This is a genomic window from Streptomyces malaysiensis subsp. samsunensis (assembly GCF_024519315.1).
In the GTDB taxonomy this organism is placed as follows: domain Bacteria; phylum Actinomycetota; class Actinomycetes; order Streptomycetales; family Streptomycetaceae; genus Streptomyces; species Streptomyces malaysiensis.
The window spans coordinates 1-284 of record NZ_JANIIC010000295.1 but is presented as its reverse complement, the minus strand read 5'-3'; the positions used below and the strand labels follow the sequence as shown (position 1 = coordinate 284).

The following is a 284-nucleotide window of genomic DNA, read 5'->3' as shown; positions in this document are numbered from 1 at the left end:
AAGGCCGCCGACACCACGGGCGAGACGGTCTTCCTCTTCAGCGGACAGGGCAGCCAGCGCCCCGGCATGGGCGCCGAACTCTACGACCGCTTCCCCATCTTCGCCGAAGCCTTCGACGAAGTCTGCGCCCTCCTCGACCCCCACCTGGAACACCCACTACGGCAGGTGGTCTTCGACACCTACCCGGAGCATGCCGGGCTGTTGGACCACACCACCTACGCCCAGGCCGGACTGTTCGCCCTCCACATCGCCCTGGCCCGACTGCTCGACTCCGTGGGAGTACG

Annotated in this window: 1 protein-coding gene; it reads left to right on the top strand. The window is 67.6% G+C overall.

Going from position 1 to position 284, the window contains the following annotated elements:
• Positions 1–284 (top strand): acyltransferase domain-containing protein (locus NQU54_RS48965; RefSeq protein WP_257636713.1); only part of this gene is annotated, 284 nt, incomplete at both ends.